This window comes from Nonomuraea maheshkhaliensis, assembly GCF_039529435.1.
Classification (GTDB): domain Bacteria; phylum Actinomycetota; class Actinomycetes; order Streptosporangiales; family Streptosporangiaceae; genus Nonomuraea; species Nonomuraea maheshkhaliensis.
On the sequence record NZ_BAAAMU010000006.1, the window covers coordinates 49,216 to 67,956 of the forward strand.

An 18,741-nucleotide genomic window follows, 5' to 3' on the forward strand; every position below is an offset into this window, starting at 1 on the left:
ACATCATGGGTCAGCATGAAAGACGATGGAAGACGGCACTTTCGAATCACTCGGTTACCGCGAAGGCACCATGGACGACTACGACGTTTGGCAGTGGGACACCCGGGAGGACTGCGAGGTCAGGCAGATCCTCGACCGCATCGCGGACAAGTGGTCGCTGCTGGTCATCGCCCTGCTCGACTGCCAGAGCCTGCGCTTCACCCAGTTGCGCCGCGAGATCGACGGCGTCAGCCAGCGCATGCTCAGCGTCACTCTGCGCCAGCTCGAACGCGACGGCCTGGTCAGCCGCACGGTCCACCCCGTGGTGCCGCCCCGGGTGGACTACGCGCTGACGCCGCTCGGCCGTACGCTGCACGAGACCATCAAGTCCCTGGTCACGTGGACCGAGGCGCACCAGCAGGAGATCGCTGCGGCGCGTGCCGCCTACGACGCGCGGCGCGAGATGATGGAGTCATGACCGTTCCCGAGATCGAGGCGGGCGCCGTTCCCGCCGATGCCTACCTGCTCGACGTCCGCGAGCAGGACGAATGGGTGGCGGGCCACGCGCCGCAGGCCGTCCACATCCCCATGACCCAGATTCAGGGCCGGGTCGACGAGGTCCCCGCCGACACGACCGTCTACGTCGTCTGCCGCGTGGGCGGCCGGTCGATGCAGGTCGCGGCCTGGCTCAACCAGCTCGGGCGCGACGCGATCAACGTCGGCGGCGGCATGCAGTCGTGGGAGTTCTCCCGTCGGCCGATGGTGAGCGAGACGGGACAACAGCCGTTCGTCGCCTGAATCGGTAGCAAGGCCCCCACTATGGCGGTTCTGCCGCCATTAAGGCATGATGAGGGCGCAAATTACATATCGTCGCGGGAGCTCGGGGTGCCGGGCTGAGAGGGCAGCCACTGATCCGCTGCCGACCGCCGGAACCTGTCCGGATAATGCCGGCGTAGGGAGTGTGCGATGTCGCACGGCGTCGAAGAAGTCCCCCTGACCCTCGAAGGCGAAGCGCCGAAGACTCTGGGCGTGCTCGATCAGGGTGCGCTCTGGGCGAATCTCGGAGTGAGCCTCCTCGGCTTCTCCGGCGCCCTGTTCCTGATCAACCCGCTCGGCGACGCCCCGCTCACCCTGGGCGCCGCGCTCGTGGCCACGGTGGTGGGCAGCCTGATCGGCACCGCCATGGTGGGCCTGTCGGCCATTCCCGGCACCCGCACTGGGCAGCCGGCCATGGTGCTGCTGCGCGGCCTGTTCGGTGCCAGGATCTCCTACGTGCCGACGGTGCTGAACATCGTCCAGATGCTCGGCTGGGGCGCCTTCGAGCTCTGGGTGATCGCCAAAGGCGCCACGGCGATCTTCGGTTCGGTGCCGTACCAGGTGTGGGTGATCGTGGCCGGGGTGCTGACCACCGCGCTGACCATCTGGCCGCTCGGCTCGATCCGGCTGCTGCGCCGGTACGTCACCGTCGGCGTGATCATCGCGATGGTCTGGTTCACGGTGTTCTTCCTGCGCGAGGCGCCCCCGCAGACCGGCGGGACGTGGACGGCCTTCCCCGCTGCGGTCGACTACGTGATCGCGCTGTCGGTGTCCTGGGTGCCCATGGCCGCGGACTTCGCCCGCCACTCGCGCTCCAGCAGGGCCGCCTTCACCGGCGTGGTCGGCGGCTACACCCTGGCCCAGGTCGCCTGCCTCGGGCTCGGCGTCTACGCGGTGGCGCTCGCGGGCGTCGCCGCGGTGCAGACCGACGGGACCGCGGTGTTCGGCTCGTTCGTGGCGATGCCGCTGGGCGCGCTGTTCTTCGGCATCCTGGTCCTGCGCGAGACCGACCAGTCCTTCGCCAATGTCTACTCGACCACGATGTCGCTGCAGAACCTGCTGCCGCGGATGGACCGGCGCGTCTTCTCCGTGCTCATCGGCGTGCTCACCGTGGTGATCGCGCTGCTGGTGGACGTCACGTCGTACGGCGCGTTCCTGGGCGTGATCGGGGCCGTGTTCGTGCCGATGTTCGCCGTGCTGGCCGTCGACTACTTCGTGCTGCGCCGCGGCGCCGGCTGGAACACCGCGGAGGACGCGCCCTCACGCTGGTCGATGGTGGTGCCGTGGGCGCTCGGCTTCGTGGCCTACTGGCTGACCACCTCGACGCCGACGGTTGAGGCGTGGGACGGGATCTGGGCGAGCCTGCGCGAGGCCATCGGCTTCACCCGGCAGACGTGGATGAACGGCGCGCTCGGCGGGGCCTTGGTGGCCGCGCTCGTCACACTGCTCATCGGCCTGGCGCTGCGCCGGCCCGCTGTTCGACGTTGAGCAGGTGCTGCTTGGCAACGGCCCCACCCGCGTAGTCGCCGAGCGCGCCGTCCTCGCGCACCACCCGGTGGCAGGGCACGATCACGCAGACGGGGTTGGAGGACAGCGCGTTGCCGATCGCGCGCAGCGCGCGCGGCCGGCCGATGCTCTGGCCGATCTCCTCCAGCGTCGTGGTCGTGCCGTAGGGGACGGCCATCGTCTTCTGCAGCACCGTGCGAGCGAACGGCGTCGCCAGCGCCAGATCCACCGGCAGCGTGAACGCCCGCAGCCGCCCGGAGAAGTAGGCGTCCAGCTCTCTGCGCACCGGGTCCAGCCGCCTCGCGTCGGGCCCGATGAAGCTGCCCACATGCCTGCTGACCAGCTCGAAGACGTTGTTTTCCGCCTCGAAGCTGCACGCCGCGACACCCTTGCCCGTCACGGCCAGCACCAACCGGCCCACGGCGCCGTCATAGGTGCCGAAAGCGATGTCAGGCGGCGTATCACCTCGATAGGTGCTAGAGGTCACACGCAGCAGGGCATCGAGATCGTTGCTCGACATACCCTCAACCTCCACCCGCCGGAATCACCGTGACCGCAGCGTATCGGACGGATCGCCCGACGCACCCACCGCGCCACGTGCACTATGGAGTAGTGGGGGACGAATGGGCCGGTAGTGACGATGAGATCGCTCGCGCGGCGCTTGACAGCTCGCCCAACGCCGTCGTGGCGCTCGACCGGGACCAGAGCGTCCTGGTGTGGAACGCCGCCGCCGAGCGCGTGTTCGGCTGGGCGGCCGAGGAGGTGCTGGGGCGCAGGGCGCCGATCGTGCCCGACGAGCTGACCGCGGAGCACAACGCCGTGCTGGAGCGCGTACGCACCGGGGAGCCGGTCTCGCTGCGCACCAAGCGGCTGCACAGCGACGGCGCCCTGCTCGACCTGCGCGTCGACATCAGCGCGCTGCGGTTGGGCAGCGCCGTGGGCGGCTACGTGTGCGTGTATCACCCGGCGCAGGCCGACGAGCTGGCCAGGAACCGGATGGCCCGCCGGGCCAGGCTCGTGCGCCGGCTCACCGACGTGGTCGGCGACATCAACTCCGAGCTGGAGCTGTCGGCCGTGCTCGACCGGATCTCGGCCAACCTCACCGAGCTGACCGGGGCGGACGCCGGCGGGTTCGTGCTCATCGAGGGTGACCGGCTGCGGCTGGTGAGCACGTACCAGCTGCCCGACTCGATCAGAGGCACCACCACCGACCTGCGCACGAGCCTGGTGGACCGGCTCTTACGCACCGGCAAGACCGTCATGCTGGAGTCCGACGGGCTCGACGACCTGGTGTGGGCTCGGCTGCGCGGCCTGCACACGGTCGCGCTGGGCCTGGCCGCCGTGGGCGGGCGGCCGTACGGCGCGCTGTACGCGCTGTTCGCCCGGCGCAACCCCGGCCACCTGGAGCTGGAGCTGCTGGAACTGCTGGCCGGGCACGCGGGCATCGCCGTCGGCAACGCGGTGGCCTACCAGGAGGCGGTACGCCAGCGGGCGCACGAGCGGGCCGTGTTCGACGCCAGCGCCGACGGCATCGCCGTGCTCGACCAGGACGGCCTGGTGGTGCGCTGGAACCCGGCCGCGGCCGGACTGACCGCGCTGGCCCCCGAGTCCGTCATCGGCGCCCCGCCCCCGTTCCCGCTGCCCAAGCCCGGCGAGAAGGTCACCTTCCAGATGGAGAACGGCAGGTGGCTGGACGTGGTGAGCGCGCAGATCGAGGAGACGGGCGAGGTGGTCGTGGACTTCCGCGACGTCACCTCGGCCAAGGAACTGGAGGAGGCCAAGGACCTCTTCCTGGCCACGACCAGCCACGAGCTGCGGACGCCGATCACGATCGTGCGGGGCTTCGCCAGCACGCTGGACGCGCGCTGGGACAAGATGGCCGACGCCGAGCGCCGCGCCGCCGTGCACACGATCGCCGAGCGCTCCAGGTCGCTGGGCGAGCTCATGGACCACCTGCTGCTGGGGGCCAGGGCGGGGGCCGACGAGCTCAAGGTGCGGATCGAGGAGGTCGATCTGGCCGAGCGGATCGACGCGGCCACGCTGGGCCTGCCGGCGCTGTCGGACAAACACCGCGTGGAGGTGGACATCGCCCGGGGGTTGCCGCTCGTGCTCGGTGATCCCTTGGCCACGGACATCATTCTCGGTCAGCTCTTGGAGAACGCCTTCAAGTACTCGCCGAAGGGCGGGCTCATCAGCGTCGCCGCCTGGCCGGACGGTGAGAACGTGGTCGTCGTCGTGGACGACGAGGGCGTCGGTATCGCCCCTGGTGACCGGGAGCGGATCTTTGAGCGCTTCGTCCAGGTGGACAGCGGCGACCGGAGACGGTTTGGTGGAGTGGGGCTCGGTCTCTACATCGTCCGCAGTCTCGCCAGAGCACAGGGGGGAGATGTGAGCGCTCATCCGCGACGGGAAGGGGGCACCAGGATGCGACTCGTGCTGCGATGCGCTTCCCCTATCGGATCCGACACACCGATGCGGTAACGAGGTGGTCACGGTTGAGCTGATCTATCGTCCAATGAGTACAAGCTGTGATCGCAATGCGGTTTCTGGGATCGAGTAACGGGGCATTTCGGTCGTACCGGGGAGTGTTCCCGCGGGGGGCACAGGTAACGGGGAGGTGGGTGTGTCAAGCGTGGTGCTGCTGCCGTACGCGCCGTCCAGCGTCGCCGTCGCCCGCCAGCGTCTGAGCACAGATCTGCAGGACAGTGGGGTCTTCACCGCCGCGATCGACGACGCGGTGCTCGTGGTGAGCGAGTTGCTGAGCAACGCGCTGCGTCACGCGCATCCGCTGCCGTCCGGCATGGTGAGAGTGGCGTGGCTGCGAAGCGACGAACACGTAGAGGTGGCGGTGAGCGACGGAGGGGCGGCGACCGAGCCGCGCGCGGGCCGCCCGACCCTGTCATCGCTCGGAGGCCGGGGGCTCGGCATCGTGGAATACGTGGCGGAGAGCTGGGGGGTCAGGCACGACGGTGACACGACGACGGTCTGGGCCATCCTGCCCGCCCCAAGCCAGACGGTGAACGGGCAGGTGGTGGTACTCAGAGAGGCCGGCTAGCGAGCACTCCGCGCTCGCCTGTGGCCCACGCCGTCGAGACGAGCAGATAGAGCCCGGCGGCCAGGGGGAGCACCAGCGCGGCCAGCACGGAGCCGTACGGCATCAACCGCATGATCTTGCGCATCGCCTCGGGCTGCCCGCCCGCGATCTCGCTTTGTCTGGCGGCGTTCGCCGCGATCTGCCGTGAAGACCACCATGCAACCACCGCGACCAGCACGATGACCAGTGCGAAGACCGAAAACGGCAGGCTGACCAGACCGTAATTGGCCACAATGCCCGCCACCTGCTGACCCAGCGGAGCCCCCAGCAGCGAATGACCGGCCAGCGCGGTCGGATGCGTGGCCACCCGGAACATCAGCCACATGAACGGCAACTGCGCCAGCATCGGCAGAATCCCGGCGAACGGCGAGCTGCCTTCCTTCGCGTAGAGGGCGTTGAGCTCCTTGGCCAGGCGCTCGGGATTGCGGCTCCAGCGCTTGCGCAACTCCTGCTGCTTGGGCGCGAGCCGTTCGCGGATCTTCGTCGTGCGGGCCTGGCGCACGTTCAGCGGGAGCAGGAGCAGCCGTACGGCCAGAGTGAACAGCACGATGCCGAGGGCGGCACTGCCGCCGGACATGCCGATGACGAACGTGACAAGAGAATCGATCATGAGCCCTTTTTTCTCGTAGGTGTCTCGTGGACTCGTGCAGAGTCGAGGGCTCACCCGTACGAGGGAGCCCCGCTTGACGGGAAGCGGGGTACGCCTAAGGAGCTCGTGGACGCGAGCGACCGGCCGCGTCGGGATCGCGCTGCCGCTGGAAGGCCGTGCGGCGCGCGTAGGACAGCGGGAAGCCCGGTGGCTCTCCGCCGAGGACGGGCAGCAGCGTGGCCGCCCACGTGGCCAGCAGCAGGATCGCCATCATGGTGATCCCGACCAGCCACGGATCGAACAGGAACTGCATCAGTGTGAGCGGGAGGACTTGCTCACGACGGTGACCGCGATGAAGGCGACGAGGGCGATCACGCCGACGATCAGGGCCAGCTTGACCAGGCCCACCAGCATCGGCAGGAGGAAGTTGAAGAGGACGAAGAGACCCAGCAGGGTCCCGACGACGAGCATGACGACTTTACCCATGAGGCAACCGTACGTCCTCGGCAGATGATCTGCGAGGCTTACGAACCAATGACGTGAACGCCGTTTCCTTGGACCGTGGCCGTACGGTGAAGTGGTGAACACGCGCATCCTGGTGGTGGACGACGATCCCACGGTCTCCGAGGTCGTGGCGCGCTATCTGGAGCGCGACGGGCACGAGGTCGAGTGCGTCGGAGACGGCGCCGAGGCGCTGCGCAGGGCGCTGGCGCACCCGCCGGACCTCATGGTGCTCGACCTGATGCTGCCCAAGATCGACGGACTGCAGGTGTGCAGGAAGCTCAGGGAACGCTGGCCGGTGCCGGTGATCATGCTGACCGCGCTGGGCGAGGAGATCGACCGGGTGGTCGGGCTGGAGACCGGGGCCGACGACTACGTGACCAAGCCGTTCAGCCCGCGCGAGCTGGCGCTGCGGGTGCAGTCGGTGCTGCGACGGGCGCGCGGGGCCTCCGTCACCGGCGGCACCGGGGTGCTGCGTGACGGGGACCTGGTCGTGGACGTGGGCGCCCACGAGGCCCGGCTGCGGGGCGGCGAGGTGATGCTGACGGCCAGGGAGTTCGATCTGCTGGCCTACCTCATGCGCAACCCCAGGCAGGCGTTCAGCCGGTCGGCGCTGCTCAACCAGGTGTGGGGCTGGTCGTTCGGCGACTCCTCGACCGTGACCGTCCATGTGCGGCGGCTGCGGGAGAAGATCGAGCCCGATCCGACCGAGCCGCGCAGGATCGTCACGGTGTGGGGGGTCGGATACCGGTACGAGCCGTTGGAGGGCTCCTGATGCCCGGCCTGCGTGCGGCGGTCGCCCCGGCCGTGGCGGCCGGGGAACTGCCGATGGTCGTGGCGGTCACCGCCGGGTTCGGGCTGCTGATCGCGCTGGCCGGCGTCTGGGTGATGTGGCGGCTGCGCACCAGGTCGATCGGGGTGATGCTGGCCGTGGTCGTGGTGGTCGCGGTGGCGGCCACGCTGGCCGGCGTCGTGGCGATCATCCAGAAGATGATCATCGAGGGGGAGATCAAGGACTTCGTGCTCAGCGTCGTCGCCGTGGGCGGGCTCGTGGGATTGGGGGTGGCGTTCGTGCTGGCCAAGCGGGTGGTCGGGGAGAGCAAGAGGCTGATGGACGCCGTACGCGACCTGCCGTTCGTGGCGCCCCAGGGGCTTCCGGCCGAGCTCCAGACGATCGCCAACACCCTTGAGGAGGCGTACGCGCGGGAGCGGGCCCTGGAGGAGGCCAGGCGGGAGCTGGTTGCGTGGGTGAGCCACGACCTGCGTACGCCGCTGGCCGGGATGCGGGCCATGGCCGAGGCGCTGGAGGACGGCGTGGTGTCCGACCCCGAGACGGTCGCCCGCTACCACGGGCAGATCAAGCTGGAGGTCGAGCGGCTGTCGGGCATGGTGGACGACCTGTTCGAGCTGTCCAGGATCCACGCCGGGGCGCTGCGGCTCTCGCGGGCCAGGATCGGGCTCGCCGACCTCGTCGCCGACACCCTGGCCGGCGCCGAGCCGCTCGCCAGGGCCAAGGGCGTGCTCCTCACCGCCGAGGCGTCGGCGGCCGTGCCCGTGGAGGCCGACGCGGGGGCCCTGGGGCGGGCCCTGGGAAACCTGGTGGTCAACGCCATCAGGCACACGCCGTCCGACCGCGGCGTGGTGCTCAGGGCCGGGGTGGACGACGAGGGCATGGCCTGCCTGTCGGTCACCGACTGCTGCGGCGGCATTCCCGAGGAGGACCTGCCCCGGGTGTTCGAGGTGGCTTTCCGGGGGGAGGCCGCGCGTACCCCTACCGCCGATGGCGGGGCCGGGCTGGGGCTCGCCATCGCGCAAGGGATCGTGGAGGCGCACGACGGGATGATCGGCGTGGTCAACGACGGGCCGGGGTGCCGGTTCGAGATCCGGCTGCCCCAGATCGGCGGCTGACCACCGGTCAGGCGTTCTCCTGGAGGTCGCGGGTCGCACCGAACGACTCCGACATGGCGCGAAATGTCGGGCACGGCCAGCGCCACATGCAACTCCGGCAGCGCAGGATCGGATGCGCGGTGTCACTCGTGATGCCGCCCGCGTCGCGCGGCTGGTGCAGGTCGAGCAGCCTGAGCCCGAGCTCGGAGAACCTGAGCAGCTCGGTGCGGGCCCCGCCGAGGAAGTCGAGGTCCTCGATCCCGAGCCGGGTGCTGATCGGCACGTAGCCCTCGTGGTTCACCAGGCCGCGCAGGCGGTCGGCTTCGTCATGCCATGGCGTCGCCTTCTCTGTGTTGATGAGGATGGCCTCCAGACGTTCTCGGAGCCCCTGACGCTGAGGATCTTCGGGTTTCTCTGCGTTCATCGATGCGGGGCCCGTCGGTCGCGCCCCAGCCCCTCCCTCGCCGCGAAGATGTGCCGCTTCCGGTGTCACGCTGTCAAGCTTCGCGTACTCTCCGTTTTCATGGAGCCCAAACGGAGGACAAAAACCTGTGGTTCCCCTATCGGCGTGACAACGTGACCGGAAGCCATCGCCCCGCTAGCCTGCCCATGTGGAGCTCAAGGTCTCGACTCGATCACATGCCGGGTGCGCGCTCGTCGCCATCACCGGAGAAATCGACCTCTATACGGCGCCTCACCTGCAGTCCGAGTTCACTCGGCTGCTGCAGGACGGGCCCAGCCGGGTGGTCATCGACATGTCCGCCGTGGATTTCTGCGACTCCACGGGGATGAACGTGCTGCTTTCGGCACTCAAACGCATGAAAGAACAGGGCGGGTCGCTCGAAGTCGCCGCGCCGCGTCCTGCCGTACGCAAGATTCTGCAGGTCACCGGGCTCGACTCGGTGTTCACCGTGCATGATGAGGTGCCGCAGGAATTCCTCATCGCCGAGGGATCATGACCGGACCGGCGGGCGCGGGTCGCGGCCGTTCCGGGGTCCCGGGGTCGGCGGGCGGTCGTCCCGGGCTCCCGGGGCTGGCGGGCGGCCGTTCCGGGGTTCCTCGATCGGCGGGTGCGGATCGCGTCCGTTCCGAGATCTCGTGCAAGGGAGGTGAGGGCACGTGAGCGGCGACACCGCCGTCGTCATCCCGGCCGCCAACGAGGCCGACCGCATCGCCTCGACGGTCAAGGCCGCCGCGGCCCTGCCCGGCGTCGATCTCGTCGTGGTCGTCGACGACGGCTCGTCCGACCAGACCGGACGGGTGGCGCGCGCGGCCGGAGCCCGGGTGGTGCGGCACAGCCGCAACCGGGGCAAGGCCGCGGCGATGGAGACGGGAGCCGAGGCCGTACGCCTCCTCGACGAGGACGCCGAGCCGCGCCATCTCCTCTTCCTCGACGCCGACCTGGGCGAGACCGCCCAGGCCGCGGCCCCGCTCATCGAGCCCGTACGCGCGGGCACCGCCGACATGACGATCGCGGTGTTCAGCACGCGGGTGAAGCTCGGGGGCCACGGCTTAGTCGTACGCCTGTCGAAAGAGGGCATCCGCCGGGCCACCGGCTTCGACGCCGCCCAGCCGCTCAACGGGCAGCGCTGCCTCACCAGGGCCGCCTTCGAGGCGGCCAGGCCGCTGGCCCACGGGTTCGGCGTCGAGACGGCGCTGACGATCGACCTGCTGCGCAGGGGATACCGGATCACCGAGGTCGAGGTGGAGATGGCCCATCGGGCGACGGGCACCGACTGGCGGGCCCAGCTCCACCGGGCCAAGCAGCTGCGGGACGTGGCGCGGGCGCTGGCCGCGCGCGAGCCGCTGGTCGCCCACAACCTCGACAAGCTGCTGCGTCCCAAACGCTGACCCTGTCGCGCCACGGGTCCTGTGATCTAGACTCACCGGCCATGACAGACCTGGACGAGCAGGGCCGTCCCGAACCTCCCATCGCCGCCGACGAGACCGGGACCCTGCTGGGTTTCCTGGAATACCAGCGCGCGACCTTCGCGTGGAAGTGCGGCGGGCTGGATTCGGCCGCCCTGAAGGCGACCGTCGGGGCGTCGACGATGACGCTGGGCGGCATGCTCAAGCATCTGGCGTACGTGGAGGACTACTGGTTCTCCCGGACGCTGCACGATCGCGAGGGGCAGCCGCTGTGGAGCACGGTCGACTGGAAGGCCGACGTCGACTGGGACTGGCACTCGGCCGCCGACGACTCCCCCGAGGAGGTCTACGCGATCTGGGACGACTCGGTCTCCCGCTCGCGGGCGGCCGTGGAGGAGGCGCTGGCGGGCGGGGGCGGCATGGGCCGGCTCGCCCAGCGCACCCGGTCGGACGGGACGGCGCCGAGTCTGCGGTGGCTCGTGGTGCACATGATCGAGGAGTACGCGCGCCACAACGGCCACGCCGACCTCATCAGGGAGTCGGTGGACGGGCTCGTCGGCGAGTAGTAGCCACCTGGGCCGTACGGCTTGGCCGGTGAGTAGTAGCCACCTGGGCCGTACGGCTTGGCCGGTGAGTAGCAGCCACCTGGGCCGTACGGCTTGGCCGGCGAGCAGTAGCCACCTGCCCCGCGCGGCTTCGTCGGCGAGCAGCCAACCGCCAGCCCCGCGCGGCTTCGTTCGGGCTCGCACGGTGTCGTGCGGGTCCGGGCGGCATCATGCGGGTCTGGACGCACTTCTTCGCGTGCTGATGGCCTTTTCCTGGATTAGACGCTTTGCCTGAGCGCCTGAGCCGGATCCACCGGAAGATGGGCGACGGGTCCACAGGGGTGCACGGAGCCCGCTCGTAGTCATCCACAGGTTGAGCCGTTATCCACAGGCGAGCCGGGTCTGGCGGTGACCCTTCCGCGAGTGTGCTGGAATTTCCCGGTGACTTCGGAGACGTGGCAGGAAAGGGTCAGAGACCGGCTCGCCGGGCCGGCCATGGCGGCGATCGGCATGGCGGCGATCGGCGTCTCGATCCTGCTGACGATCATCATCGGCCTCCTGGGCCCGTCACCGATGGTCCCCGCCCTGCCAGGGCCGGCCTGGCACCCGCCCTACTCGCTCGCCCTCGCCCCTGACCCCCACCTGGTGGTCATCCTCGCGACCGCTGCCCTCATCCTCGGCGGCCTCGGCCTCCTCACCGCCCTGTACGCGACAAGATCTCCGGCCCACCTGCCGGCCCCCCGTTCCCGACCACAAGGGAAAGCCCGCTTCCTACCGCAAGGGAAAGTCGGCTCCCAACCCGCAGACCGACAACGGATCGGGCTGTTCTCCGGTTGGGCCCAGACACTGGTGCTCATCGGCTGCACCGCCGCCGCGATCCTGGCCTTCCTACCCCCCTCCGGCTCCGGCGACCACCTCAACTACGCCGCGTACGGCCGCATGGTGACGCTGGGCCTCAGCCCCTACACCCACGGCGCGGCCGACCTGCCCGGCGACCCGATCGCCGACGCCGTGGAAAATCCATGGCGAGAGGAGCCCAGCGTCTACGGCCCGGTGGCCACCGCCCTGCAAGCGGTGGCGAGCTGGATCGGCGGCGACTCGCTCCGGCTGACGATCTTCGTCCTGGCCCTGTTCAACGCCGCCGCCTTCATCGCGACAGCCCTGCTCATCGACCGCTTCACCAGGGACGACCCGGCCAGACGCCTGCGCGGAGCCCTGTTGTGGACGGCCAACCCGCTGCTGCTCTACCAGCTGGTGGCGGGCATGCACGTCGACACCCTCGCCATCGCCTGCATGGTCGCCGCACTCCTGGCCAGGAGCCGGCCGGTCGGCTCCGGCGTCCTGCTCGGCCTGGGCGTGGCGATCAAGGTCAACGCGGGCCTCGTGGCGCTGGGCCCGGCCTGGGAGCTGCGGCGCCGCCCCGCCCGGCTGGCGGTCATGGCGGGGTGCGCGGTCGTCGTGGTGGCGGTGGGCTACGCGATCGTCGGGCCGGACGCGTTCGAGCCGATGACCCGTACGAGCAAGTCCATCTCGCACGTGTCCTTCTGGAAGCTCGTCCAGGGCTGGTTGCAGTCGATCGTGGGCCTGGGCAGCGCCTACCGGGGGGAGATCCAGATCGGCTCGCTCCTGCTGCTCGCCCTCATCGCCTGGTCCCTGCTCCGCCGCCACGCCCCCGCCCTCACCACCCCCAGCCGCACAGGCACCCTCACACCTGTCGCCCCCGCCCACCCAGACTCCCTTCCGGCTGCTGGCTCCGGCGCTTTGGACTCTCTCCCGGCTGCTGGCTTCGGTGTCGCAGATTCTCTGCCGGCCACCGATTCGGGCGCCACGAGCTCACTCCCGTCCACCGATTCCGGCGCCGCAGACTCATTCCCGCACACCGATTCCGGCCGCACAGGCTCTCCCTCGCACACCGATTCCGGCCGCCGCCCAGAGTCGCCTGCACACACCGGTGCCCGTCGCAGGGGCTCGCCGCCTTCCCCCGAACCCCACCGCACGGGCTCCGGCGCGCTGGGGCCTCATCCCTCCCCCCGCACCGGGCTGGAGGCGCCGGTGGTGGCGGTCGGGCTGATGGTGGCCTACCTGTTCGCGACGCCGTACATCCTGCCCTGGTACGACGGGCTGGCCTTCGGACTGCTGGCCCTGGTCGGGGCCTCGGCGCTCGACGGGTTCGTGGTCGCGCACCTGCTGGTCCTGTCGCTGGCCTACCTCCCCGCCCGGGTGGACGGGCAGCCCACCGACCTCCTGTGGCTCAGGGAGGTGGTCAGGCCTCAGCTCGCCTGGGCTCTGCTGGCTCTGACCGTGGCGCTGGTGGTGTGGGCTTGGAGAGCTGCAGGGCGCGGACGCACGCCGCCAGCGTCAGCGGAACGGCCACGGTCAACGCCATAGCGGGGATGGCGATGCCCGAGTCGTTCATCAGGAAGCCGACGAAGGCGGACGTCAGGGCCCCGAAGAGGCCGGCTCTGAGCGTCGGGGCACGGTGGTAGGCCTGGCCGAGGGCGGGGGCTCCCCAGCGTGAAGGACGGGCCAGCACCAGGAACAGGAAGGCCAGGGCGACCAGCGAGAGGAGGGTCAGTGACCAGTTCCCCACGGTTACGCCGATCATGGCGCCGAACTTGCGGCCGACCACGGTCCACGCCTGCCCGTCGATGACCTGCTGGACGAAGGTGCCCAGATGGGTGCGTTCCGCGTCGGGCCGCAACCAGTCGAACACGGAGAGGGCGCCCACCAGCGCCACCCCGGCCAGGCCCACGAGCGCGAGCCGGAGCAGGGAGACACGCTTGCCCGACAGCAGGATCAGGAAGACGGCCAGACCGATCACGAACGCCGGCACCCCACCGAAGTCCGCACCCCAGGAGGGCCATCCGTCCGCGAACACCGCGAACCCCCCGTACAGACCGCACAGGACGACGACCACGACCCTGGGCAGCCCCCGGCGCAGCAACCACTGAGCCACCCCGGCCAGCCCCAGAACGGTGCCGGTGGCGTAGATGGCGAAGGCGATGTTGCTGAAGCCGTAGAAGCGGCCCCCGGTCACCGGCTCGTAACCGGACACGGCGTTGACCTGCAGTTTCGAGCCGGTCATGACATCGAGAAGGAGGGCGACCGAGGTGACGGCGGAGACGACGGTGAGCGGGCCGAGCACGTCCGCACGCCACGGGCCGGCGAAGGCGGCGGCGGTGATGAGCCCGGCGATGGCCAGGATCGTCACGATCACCGACAGCATCGGCACGGGCAGGCTCCACCAGGGCACGAGCTGGGCCAGGAAGGTGGAGACGGCGATGGCGCCGCTGACGACCGCGACGATCTGCACGGAGACGAGCAGCTTGGACGTGCTCGCATGCGGCCGGCCACCTCCCCCGAGCTCGCCCGCGGAGGCGTCCACGTCATCATCCCCTGCCTGAGCGGCGGTGCCGTCCGCGCCGCCTCCGTCCTGTGCCGCGCGATCCGGGGTGTGCGCAGGCTGGGTCTGCGGGGTGGGCTCGGAGTCCGGTACGGCTGAAGCGGGCGAGGCGTCCGCTTCTTCGACGGGGGGTGATGAGGCGTGGGCGGGGCCGGAGGGGGTGGCGCCGTCAGCGGTGGTACGGCGGCGGCGGAGGGCCAGGGCGGCGAAGGCGTAGAAGAGGAGCTGGATCGTGACGAAGACGGCGAAGAACGGGCCGCGTACCTCACGCAGGACCTGGCTGGCGAGGTCCTCGTCGGCGAGCTCGCTCACCGTGCCGGACGGCGTCGCAGGAGCCGCGCCACCGGGGCGCCACGGGCGGCCGACCACCGCGCGCTGGGCGGGCAGGCCCAGGAGGTCGATGGCGGTGGCGGTCAGGTCGGTGATGGCGACGAGGCCGTCCTGGCGGGTGGAGGTGGCGGTGAGGAAGCCGTGCGGGTACGGCCGGCCGTCCGGGGACGGGCCGGTGGCGATGGCGACGTGGAGGTGGGCGTTCGGGGTCACGTCGGAGACGCCGGCCACCAGGACAGTGGTGTCGATGGGGAGCCGCCCGAGGAGCGCGCCGATCTGCTGGTCAGCGCGTTTCGCCGCCTCCTGGCGAGCGGCGGGGGCGAGAGAGACGGGGACCCCGTACTCGTCGAGCGGCTGCTTCGCCCAGGCGTTCGCGAGGTCGGCGGCTTCCAGGACGATCAGGTTGTACGGGGCGGGGTCGCCGAGGTCAGCAGGAGTGGGTGCGTATTTAGCGATATTTCCGGACTTGTCGGCTGCGGCCAGTGCGGCACCCGGGCCGATGGCGGCGACCTTACCGCCGCCGTCCGTCACCAGTTGCCCCAGCGTGCCCAACTGCGCGTTGTAACCGGTCTCCGCCTGGTGCGCGGCCAGAGCACTCCACCCGGGCACCGTGGCACCGCCCTGCGGGGTGGGCTCGGGCCGCGGCGGCTCCGGGCAGCCCTTGCTCGCCGTACCGGCCCGCTGACCTGCCGATACGGTCAGCCACCCGGCGATGGGGCAGGTGATGCCACGGTCAGGGGGCGGCACGGCACGGGTCGAGAGCGAGGCCGAAGCGCCTTGGGCGACGAGGCGCCACAGGTTGGGGGTCCTGGCCTCGTCCAGGTCGCTCCACTCCAGTCCCGGCACGCCGGCGATGACCACCTGCCCGATGGCCCCGGCCTGTGCCTGAGCCGTACCGGTGCTGGAAGAGGAAGTGACGACGGCGGGAAGGCCGGGGGACGCGACAGAGGCCGCGGAGGCGGAGGAGCCAACGAAGGCGGTCCCGAGGGTGGCGGATTTGGGTGCGTTGCCCGCGTGCGCGCTTGAACGCTTACCTGAATCGGACGACGAGGTGGCTGCGGCGGGGGCGGCCAGGAGGGGGGTGAGGGAGAGGGCGAGCAGGGCGGTGGTGAGGGAGCGGGCGAATCTGCGGCCAGGAAAGGGAGAAGGCAGGCGAGGGCTGGGGTGGTGGCGCGCTCCGTGCCGGCCCTGGAGCGGGTGCGGCGTGGCGTTCGGCATGTACGGACTCCCCATGTGTGCCCCTCGATCAACAACAGCCACGGTAACGTGCCACACCGTGACAAGTGGCGAGGTGCGGGTGACGCGGCGGCAGTGGTGGGCGTGGGTGATCGTGGCGCTCGCCGTCGCGGCGGCCGTGGCGCCGCTGGTGCACACCTGGCTCACCAATCCCGACGACCAACGGCTGGTCGACCTGGACGTTTACCGTACCGGCGGGCAGATGCTGCTCGAAGGCCGGCCGGTGTACGACTACGTCACGCCCGCCCCGCAGTTGCTGCCGTTCACCTATCCGCCCGTCGCGGCCATGCTGGCCGTGGCGCTGGCCGGGATGTCGTGGGTCACGGCGCAGTGGGTGTGGACGGCCGGGATCTACGTGGCGCTGGCCGTGACGGTCGGGTTCTCGTTCCGGCAGGTGCTGGAGGAGCCGCGGCTGCGGAAGCACGCGCCGTGGGTGTTCGGGCTGCTCATGGTGGCGTGCGCGTACCTGATGCCGATCAGGGACCAGGTGCGGTTCGGACAGGTGGACATCCTGCTGGTCGCCCTGTGCGTGGCCGATTGCGTGGCCAGGCGGCCCTGGTGGCCGCGCGGGTTCCTGATCGGGCTGGCCACGGCCGTCAAGCTGACTCCGGGCGTCTTCCTGATCTACCTGCTGATCACCAGGCAGTGGCGGACGTTCTTCATGGCGTCGTTCGCGGCGGCGGTGCTCACGCTGCTGCCGTTCGCGGTGATTCCGCAGGACGCGGCCGACTTCTGGTTCTCGGCGCTGCTCGATCCCGAGCGGCTCGGCGCGAACGCGGCCACCACCAACCAGTCGATCAGGGGCATGCTGATCCGGTTGTACCTGCCCGACCTGCTCACGTCCGTGATCTGGGTGGCGGTCGTGGCGGCCGTCGGATGGTACGGCTTCAGGGGGGCGCGGGAGGCGTACCGGACGGGTGATTCGCTCACCGCGGTCGCGCTCGTGGGGCTGATGGCCGTGCTGCTGTCGCCGGTCGCGTGGATCCACCACCTGGCCTGGGTGGTCGTGGTGCTGGCTGCGATCGTCGGCGACGGCCGCGACCCGGTCAGGCTGCGCGTCGCCGCCGGGGTGTGGCTGTACTACGTGGTGCCCGTCCCGTGGTGGGGGGTCTCGCTCAAGGCGGCCGACATTCCGGGCGTCAGCCTGGTACTGGGCAAGATCGTGCAGAACGGGTTCGGCCTGGGAGCGCTGGCCCTGGTGTGGTTGTTGGTGTCCTGGCTGCCGAAACGCCGTGAGCCGGCTTGACACAGCCATTACCCTCTGTGCCGTGCTCGTTACCACTTGGGTGATCGTGGGCGTGGTCGCCGGGGCCACCGGCGTGTCGATCGGCTTTCTGGCGTTGCGGCAGGCCAGAGCCACGATGGAGGAGTGCCGGCGCATGCTCGTCCGGCAGAGCAGCGAGGCCCCGGGCGACCTCAGGGCCATCCGGGACGTGGCCGTGTGCCGGTACGACGCCCTGTCCGAGATGACCGGGCGGCTGTCGTTCTCGGTGGCGATGATCAACGGGCTGGGTGACGGGATCGTGCTGACGTCCATCAACGGACGCAGCGAGACGCGCACGTACGTACGGCCTGTGGTCGGGGGGCGAGGGCAGCAGCCGCTGTCGCCGGAGGAGGAGGACGCGGTACGAGCCGCCCGGCTCGGCCTGGGCCCCTTCGTCACACCGCGCCCTTCCGAGACCTACTGACCACCGGGCCAGGCCGCCGGGCGGCGCCCACGGATCGCCCGAGGTCTGTCGACCGCCCGCGCAGGTTGCCGCCCGGAGCTGCCGACCGACTTCCCCCCGAGGTCTGTTGACCGCCTGGGCAGGTCGCCGCCCGGAGGTGCCGAGCGACCTTCTCCCCAGATCCGCAGAGCGCCTGCGCAGGGCCCTCGACCTGCGGATACGCCGTGGGAAGAAACGGCCGCAGGCGCTCTCCACCTGCGGATACCCTGGACGCATGCCCAGACTCGCCTACCTCGGGCCGGAAGGGACCTTCACCGAAGAGGCCCTGCGCCTGCTCGACCCCACCGCCGAGCGGCTGCCCTGCGCCACCGTGAGCGCGGCGCTCAACGCCGCCCGCGCGGGCGACACCGACGGCGCGGTGGTGCCGCTGGAAAACTCGATCGAGGGCGCGATCACCACGACGCTCGACGAGTTCGCCTGGGGCGAGCCGCTGCTGATCACCGCCGAGCTGCTGCTGCCGGTGCAGTTCTCGCTGCTGGCGCGCCCGGGCACCGAGATTCCGCACATCAAACGGGTCTACACGCATCCCGCGGCCATCACCCAGACCCGCGCCTTCCTCGCGCGTGAGCTGCCCGACGCCGTCATGGTGGCCGCGCCCTCGACCGCCGCCGCCGCGCAGGAGGTCTCGCTGCCCGGTTCGCCCTATGACGCCGCCATCGCCGCCCGCATCGCCGGCGAGCACTACGGGCTGGTGGAGCTGGCCACCGACATCGGCGACAGATCCGACACCGTGACCAGGTTCGTCCGAGTCGGCCGTCCAGGCCCGCTGCCCGACCCGACCGGCTCCGACCGCACCTCGCTCGTGGTCTTCCTGGCCGACGACCACCCGGGCGCCCTGCTGGAGATGCTGACCGAGTTCTCGGTGCGCGGGGTCAACCTGACCCGCATCGAGTCCCGGCCGACCGGGGGCGGCATCGGGCGCTACTTCTTCCACTTCGACTTCGAGGGCCACGTCGCCGACGCCCGCGTCGGGGAGGCCATCGCCGGCCTGCACCGCATCTGCGGCGAGGTCCGCTTCCTCGGCAGCTACCCCCGCGCCGACGGCATCGCACCCCAGATCAAGCCCGGCACCTCCAACCTGGAGTTCACGGAGGCCGGCGACTGGCTGGCCAGAATCCGAGCCGGCAAGGTCTGAGCGAAGGCCGGCGGTGGCCTGGTCTTCGGTCGGGGCCGGCGCTCCGTGTCGGTGTGTGGCTTCGGGCCCGTACGTGGCTCCGCGTCGGTACGTGGCTCCGCGTCGGTACGTGGCTCCGCGTCGG

General features: G+C 70.5%; 19 protein-coding genes, 1 pseudogene and 1 riboswitch. Of the genes and pseudogenes, 14 read left to right on the forward strand and 6 right to left on the reverse strand.

Annotation, left to right across the window (positions count from 1 at the left end; all coding sequences use genetic code 11):
• Window positions 1-25: 25 nt before the first annotated feature.
• The 3 genes from ABFX54_RS06175 to ABFX54_RS06185 all read left to right on the forward strand — a co-directional run bounded on the left by ABFX54_RS06175 (window position 26) and on the right by ABFX54_RS06185 (window position 2,283).
• Window positions 26-457, forward strand: a complete 432-nt coding sequence (locus ABFX54_RS06175; protein WP_346102144.1) for a winged helix-turn-helix transcriptional regulator — start codon at window positions 26-28, stop codon at window positions 455-457.
• Window positions 454-777, forward strand: coding sequence for a rhodanese-like domain-containing protein (locus ABFX54_RS06180; RefSeq protein ID WP_346102146.1), 324 nt, complete (start codon window positions 454-456; stop codon window positions 775-777). The genes ABFX54_RS06175 and ABFX54_RS06180 overlap by 4 nt, the downstream gene beginning before the upstream one ends.
• A gap of 64 nt (window positions 778-841) precedes the next feature.
• A riboswitch (TPP riboswitch) is annotated at window positions 842-955 on the forward strand.
• Complete coding sequence (locus tag ABFX54_RS06185; RefSeq protein WP_346102148.1) at window positions 946-2,283, forward strand: purine-cytosine permease family protein; 1,338 nt, start codon at window positions 946-948, stop codon at window positions 2,281-2,283. (Overlaps the previous riboswitch by 10 nt.)
• On the opposite strand, the gene ABFX54_RS06190 is transcribed toward ABFX54_RS06185, so the two are convergent.
• Complete coding sequence (locus ABFX54_RS06190; protein ID WP_346102150.1) at window positions 2,243-2,821, reverse strand: methylated-DNA--[protein]-cysteine S-methyltransferase; 579 nt, start codon at window positions 2,819-2,821, stop codon at window positions 2,243-2,245. The two genes, ABFX54_RS06185 and ABFX54_RS06190, sit on opposite strands and share 41 nt — an antisense overlap.
• Before the next feature lie 92 nt (window positions 2,822-2,913).
• On the opposite strand from ABFX54_RS06190, the gene ABFX54_RS06195 reads away from it, so the two are divergent.
• Together ABFX54_RS06195 and ABFX54_RS06200 are read left to right on the forward strand one after the other, a co-directional pair.
• The gene (locus ABFX54_RS06195) at window positions 2,914-4,782 is read left to right on the forward strand and encodes a sensor histidine kinase (protein ID WP_346102151.1); all 1,869 of its coding nucleotides are present in this window, start codon (window positions 2,914-2,916) and stop codon (window positions 4,780-4,782) included.
• A gap of 142 nt (window positions 4,783-4,924) precedes the next feature.
• Entirely contained in the window at window positions 4,925-5,356 is a 432-nt protein-coding gene (locus tag ABFX54_RS06200; protein ID WP_346102153.1) for an ATP-binding protein, read from the forward strand.
• Here ABFX54_RS06200 and ABFX54_RS06205 read toward each other — a convergent pair.
• From ABFX54_RS06205 to ABFX54_RS06215, 3 genes are all read right to left on the reverse strand, one after another.
• Complete coding sequence (locus ABFX54_RS06205; RefSeq protein ID WP_346102155.1) at window positions 5,340-6,005, reverse strand: YidC/Oxa1 family membrane protein insertase; 666 nt, start codon at window positions 6,003-6,005, stop codon at window positions 5,340-5,342. The two genes, ABFX54_RS06200 and ABFX54_RS06205, sit on opposite strands and share 17 nt — an antisense overlap.
• Before the next feature lie 94 nt (window positions 6,006-6,099).
• Window positions 6,100-6,297, reverse strand: a complete 198-nt coding sequence (locus ABFX54_RS06210) for a DUF6412 domain-containing protein (RefSeq protein ID WP_346102157.1) — start codon at window positions 6,295-6,297, stop codon at window positions 6,100-6,102.
• Complete coding sequence (locus ABFX54_RS06215) at window positions 6,297-6,470, reverse strand: hypothetical protein (protein WP_181308202.1); 174 nt, start codon at window positions 6,468-6,470, stop codon at window positions 6,297-6,299. The genes ABFX54_RS06210 and ABFX54_RS06215 overlap by 1 nt, the downstream gene beginning before the upstream one ends.
• Before the next feature lie 94 nt (window positions 6,471-6,564).
• On the opposite strand from ABFX54_RS06215, the gene ABFX54_RS06220 reads away from it, so the two are divergent.
• Window positions 6,565-7,260: a response regulator transcription factor gene (locus ABFX54_RS06220; RefSeq protein WP_346102159.1), complete on the forward strand. Its 696-nt coding sequence runs from the start codon at window positions 6,565-6,567 to the stop codon at window positions 7,258-7,260.
• A complete protein-coding gene (locus ABFX54_RS06225) occupies window positions 7,260-8,393 on the forward strand; it encodes a sensor histidine kinase (RefSeq protein WP_346102160.1) in 1,134 nt (377 codons plus the stop codon). The genes ABFX54_RS06220 and ABFX54_RS06225 overlap by 1 nt, the downstream gene beginning before the upstream one ends.
• Before the next feature lie 7 nt (window positions 8,394-8,400).
• On the opposite strand, the gene ABFX54_RS06230 is transcribed toward ABFX54_RS06225, so the two are convergent.
• Window positions 8,401-8,796, reverse strand: coding sequence for a hypothetical protein (locus tag ABFX54_RS06230; RefSeq protein WP_346102162.1), 396 nt, complete (start codon window positions 8,794-8,796; stop codon window positions 8,401-8,403).
• A gap of 187 nt (window positions 8,797-8,983) precedes the next feature.
• Between ABFX54_RS06230 and ABFX54_RS06235 the strand changes: the two genes are divergently transcribed.
• The 4 genes and pseudogenes from ABFX54_RS06235 to mptB form a co-directional block, all read left to right on the forward strand.
• A complete protein-coding gene (locus tag ABFX54_RS06235) occupies window positions 8,984-9,331 on the forward strand; it encodes an STAS domain-containing protein (protein WP_106247413.1) in 348 nt (115 codons plus the stop codon).
• A 160-nt stretch (window positions 9,332-9,491) separates the two neighbouring features.
• Complete coding sequence (locus ABFX54_RS06240) at window positions 9,492-10,223, forward strand: glycosyltransferase family 2 protein (protein WP_346102164.1); 732 nt, start codon at window positions 9,492-9,494, stop codon at window positions 10,221-10,223.
• Between the two features lie 41 nt (window positions 10,224-10,264).
• Window positions 10,265-10,807 (forward strand): DinB family protein, encoded by a 543-nt coding sequence (locus tag ABFX54_RS06245; RefSeq protein WP_346102166.1) that lies wholly within the window; start codon window positions 10,265-10,267, stop codon window positions 10,805-10,807.
• Between the two features lie 552 nt (window positions 10,808-11,359).
• Window positions 11,360-12,454: pseudogene (gene mptB, locus ABFX54_RS06250) on the forward strand (polyprenol phosphomannose-dependent alpha 1,6 mannosyltransferase MptB); the annotation flags it as partial.
• A gap of 595 nt (window positions 12,455-13,049) precedes the next feature.
• Here the strand turns inward: mptB and ABFX54_RS06255 are convergent.
• Window positions 13,050-15,380 (reverse strand): hypothetical protein, encoded by a 2,331-nt coding sequence (locus ABFX54_RS06255; protein WP_346102168.1) that lies wholly within the window; start codon window positions 15,378-15,380, stop codon window positions 13,050-13,052.
• A gap of 415 nt (window positions 15,381-15,795) precedes the next feature.
• On the opposite strand from ABFX54_RS06255, the gene ABFX54_RS06260 reads away from it, so the two are divergent.
• The 3 genes from ABFX54_RS06260 (at window position 15,796) to pheA (ending at window position 18,617) form a co-directional block, all read left to right on the forward strand.
• Complete coding sequence (locus ABFX54_RS06260; RefSeq protein ID WP_346102170.1) at window positions 15,796-17,001, forward strand: glycosyltransferase 87 family protein; 1,206 nt, start codon at window positions 15,796-15,798, stop codon at window positions 16,999-17,001.
• Window positions 17,002-17,023: 22 nt separating this feature from the next.
• Window positions 17,024-17,443 (forward strand): DUF4446 family protein, encoded by a 420-nt coding sequence (locus ABFX54_RS06265; RefSeq protein WP_346102171.1) that lies wholly within the window; start codon window positions 17,024-17,026, stop codon window positions 17,441-17,443.
• A gap of 253 nt (window positions 17,444-17,696) precedes the next feature.
• On the forward strand, window positions 17,697-18,617 hold the full coding sequence (gene pheA / locus ABFX54_RS06270) for a prephenate dehydratase (RefSeq protein ID WP_346102173.1): 921 nt from the start codon (window positions 17,697-17,699) through the stop codon (window positions 18,615-18,617).
• Window positions 18,618-18,741: the final 124 nt, after the last annotated feature.

Bases quoted from the DNA above. Each gene is read 5' to 3' on its own strand.
- ABFX54_RS06210 (WP_346102157.1), bottom strand. From the start codon at position 6,297: ATGCAGTTCCTGTTCGATCCGTGGCTGGTCGGGATCACCATGATGGCG.
- ABFX54_RS06175 (WP_346102144.1), top strand. From the start codon at position 26: ATGGAAGACGGCACTTTCGAATCACTCGGTTACCGCGAAGGCACCATG.
- ABFX54_RS06245 (WP_346102166.1), top strand. From the start codon at position 10,265: ATGACAGACCTGGACGAGCAGGGCCGTCCCGAACCTCCCATCGCCGCC.
- ABFX54_RS06180 (WP_346102146.1), top strand. From the start codon at position 454: ATGACCGTTCCCGAGATCGAGGCGGGCGCCGTTCCCGCCGATGCCTAC.
- ABFX54_RS06225 (WP_346102160.1), top strand. From the start codon at position 7,260: ATGCCCGGCCTGCGTGCGGCGGTCGCCCCGGCCGTGGCGGCCGGGGAA.
- ABFX54_RS06185 (WP_346102148.1), top strand. From the start codon at position 946: ATGTCGCACGGCGTCGAAGAAGTCCCCCTGACCCTCGAAGGCGAAGCG.
- pheA (WP_346102173.1), top strand. From the start codon at position 17,697: ATGCCCAGACTCGCCTACCTCGGGCCGGAAGGGACCTTCACCGAAGAG.
- ABFX54_RS06205 (WP_346102155.1), bottom strand. From the start codon at position 6,005: ATGATCGATTCTCTTGTCACGTTCGTCATCGGCATGTCCGGCGGCAGT.
- ABFX54_RS06215 (WP_181308202.1), bottom strand. From the start codon at position 6,470: ATGGGTAAAGTCGTCATGCTCGTCGTCGGGACCCTGCTGGGTCTCTTC.
- ABFX54_RS06190 (WP_346102150.1), bottom strand. From the start codon at position 2,821: ATGTCGAGCAACGATCTCGATGCCCTGCTGCGTGTGACCTCTAGCACC.
- ABFX54_RS06230 (WP_346102162.1), bottom strand. From the start codon at position 8,796: ATGAACGCAGAGAAACCCGAAGATCCTCAGCGTCAGGGGCTCCGAGAA.